Annotated in this window: 1 protein-coding gene; it reads right to left on the reverse strand. The window is 45.2% G+C overall.

Annotation, left to right across the window (positions count from 1 at the left end):
- On the reverse strand, nt 1–837 hold an 837-nt coding region (locus tag R7Z77_RS24820; RefSeq protein WP_318136980.1), incomplete at both ends, for a DUF3413 domain-containing protein.

Below are 837 nucleotides of genomic sequence, written 5' to 3' on the forward strand. Positions count from 1 at the left end.
AACCGAAGGTGTAGCCTTGATCTTTAAGTACATCAAGAAGTACAGGCGAGGCACCTTGTGCCTTGATGCTAGAGGCGTAGCTCGTTGGTAAACCATAGAACAAGCCAAATGCACCGTAGGTGTCATTGCTTGAGCTGTAGTGTTTACGGAAGTTTTGGTTTTGCTGTGCAAACTCGTAGAGGTTTGGCATTTCTTCTTGATTCAGCGCGTCTGCTCGCAGGTTATTTACGCTGATCATCAATACGTTCAACTTGTTTACACGGCGGTTGAATTCAAGTTTTTCTAGTGGGTAGTTCACCAGTTCAACGTTATTTTCATTCTCCGCTAAGCGTTTTAGGTACTCTTCACGGTCAAGCAGACCATGTTTTTCCATAAAGCTTTTCGCCGTCATTGGGTAAGAAAGCGGGAAGTTTGAGCGTTGGCTCGTGATCGGATTATAGAAATAGGCATCAGCCCAAATGTAGACCAAATGGCTGGTCATAAAGCTCAAAAAGAACACGGCAGCCAGTGGACGACCAACGTGTTTGTGAGAAAGTTTGCGTTGTTTACGCCAAACCCATTCTGATAAGGCGAGCTGAACAAGGAATATCAGCGGCATCACAACAAACAGGTGTTGTAGATCCGAGCTTAACGCACTTTTATCGTAGCTGAATAACAGCTCCCAAACCACAGGGGTTAGGTGCAGGTTAATGGATTGGTATGCCTGGGTATCAATCAATAAGATTGTTTGTCCAACAGTGGCAAAGATCACTGCCACCAAACGGAATAACTTCCGTGATGGCAGGACAAACGTCAACGGGAACAGAACCAATAAGTAGAGAGCGAAAACAAGGAAGC

Source organism: Vibrio sp. 1401, from assembly GCF_033340295.1.